General features: G+C 57.5%; 2 protein-coding genes and 1 pseudogene. 2 read left to right on the top strand and 1 reads right to left on the bottom strand.

Features of this window, described 5'->3' with window-relative positions:
• On the top strand, positions 1–739 hold a 739-nt coding region (locus WBC85_RS06085; RefSeq protein ID WP_424434004.1), incomplete at its 5' end, for an alpha/beta hydrolase.
• Positions 740–748: 9 nt separating this feature from the next.
• A complete protein-coding gene (locus WBC85_RS06080; RefSeq protein WP_424434002.1) occupies positions 749–1687 on the top strand; it encodes a tryptophan 2,3-dioxygenase in 939 nt (312 codons plus the stop codon).
• Here WBC85_RS06080 and WBC85_RS06075 read toward each other — a convergent pair.
• A pseudogene (locus WBC85_RS06075) lies at positions 1682–1904 on the bottom strand (hypothetical protein); the annotation flags it as partial. The gene WBC85_RS06080 and the pseudogene WBC85_RS06075 overlap by 6 nt on opposite strands.

Here is a 1904-nt window from a genome sequence, read left to right as displayed (position 1 = left end):
GGTATACACAGCCCAAAGCGCCGCAACCTATGCGGCGCATCCCGATGTTCAAACCCTACGCTACGGCACAAGCGATACACAGAGCATTGATCTGTTCATGCCCGAAACCGATGCCCCCGCGCCTTTGCACATCTTCATCCATGGCGGTTATTGGCAGGCGCTCTCCAAAACCGACAGCACCTTTCCCGCGCAGGGCTTCCTCGACCAGGGCGTCGCCTTTGCCGCTGTTGACTACACCCTTGCCCCTGATGCGAGCGTGGCGCAAATCGCGGCCGAATGCCGTGAGGCAGTCAGCTATCTGTTCGAGCAGGCCGACGCGCTTGGCGTCGATCCCGCGCGCATTTGCCTTTCGGGCAGTTCCGCAGGTGCGCATCTGGCGGCGATAACCTGCCTTGATCTCGCTCCCGAACATCGCCCCCTCGGTGTCATTCTGCTTTCGGGCGTCTATGAGCTTGAACCATTGCTCGGCACCTACATCAACGAGCCGCTGAAAATGAGCCTTAAGGACGCGCATGACAACAGCCCTGCCCTGCGCGACCTTGCGAACTTCCCCCCCGCGCTCGTCGCTTGGGGAGAGATAGAGCCGGACGAATTCAAACGCCAAAGCCAAAGTTTCGCGGTCGCGCTACCCAAGGCCGAAGCGTTGGAGATTCCGGCGCGCAACCACTTCGATATCGTGCATGATCTGTCCAACACCAGTGATCTTGCACAGCGGATAAGCAAACTGTGTAAATTCTAGAGAGGCCACATGCCCCGCTACAAACCCGTTTTTCCGAACCTGATCGACAGCGCACAGGTCCACGCCAGCGTTGATCCGCGCCCCATGTCCAAAGGCAGCGCTGCCGAGCGTGCAGAGAACACCGCCAAAACCGATGGCGCGCCGATGGTAGAATTTGACGGGCACACCAACCCCTATATTGATTACCAAAGCATTGATCTGCTGCTCTCGCTCCAGCACCCGCGTTCCGAGGGCTACGACGAGATGAGCTTTTTCGTTATGGGCCAAGTCAAAGAGTTGCTGTTTCGTGGCCTTCATTTCGAGCTGTTCAACGCACGCGAGCAACTGCGCCAAGACCAGATCAGCGATGCGCTGGTGATCCTGAGCCGCGCGAGCGCCTATGTGGATTATATCACGGGGTCTTGGGATGTGTTGCAAACCATCACGACCGAAGGTTTCAACGCGTTTCGCGACCACCTTTCTACCGCGTCAGGGCAGCTTTCCTTCATGTATCGCCACGTTGAATTCATCCTTGGCAACAAGAACAAACGCCTTGCCAGTGCACATAAGAACCTGCCCCACATCTGGCCCGCGATGGAGGAAGCTCTGAACGCGCCCTCGCTCTATGATGAAGCCATTGCCGCAATCCATCGCGCAGGGTTCGAGGTTGGTGAGACTGCGCTCAAACGGGACTGGTCAGAAACCTATTCGCCGAACCCGTCTGTGCGCGCCGCTTGGCGCAATGTCTATGACGCGCCCCACTCGGATAATATCCACTATCAACTTGCCGAAGGCCTGATCGCGCTGGACGAAAAGATATCCTTCTACCGCTGGCGGCACTTCACTTCGGTCCATAAGATCATCGGCTACAAGCCCGGCACAGGCGGTTCTGCGGGTGTTGGCTGGCTCCAACACGTGACCGAACATCGTTTCTTCCCCGAGCTTTGGGAAATCCGTAACGATCTATGACAGCGGATGTATCGCGCCCTTTGTATTGCGCACGTCGTGCTCATCATAAAACCCGATCAAGACCCCGAGACTGCATTCGCTATCAGCCGAGTTCATACGCCGCGCCGTCGGCGTTGTCCAAGCTGCGTGATGGCGCATAGACCACTCGCTCAGATGTCCGCGCAGCTTTTCCAGCACAGCTTCGGATTTTGGGTCGCGGCCAATATCAAGCAATTCG

The sequence above is a fragment of the Planktotalea sp. genome, from assembly GCF_049680325.1.
Classification (GTDB): domain Bacteria; phylum Pseudomonadota; class Alphaproteobacteria; order Rhodobacterales; family Rhodobacteraceae; genus Planktotalea.
The sequence above is the reverse complement of the archived record's forward strand: the minus strand, read 5'-3'. Positions and strand labels throughout refer to the sequence as shown.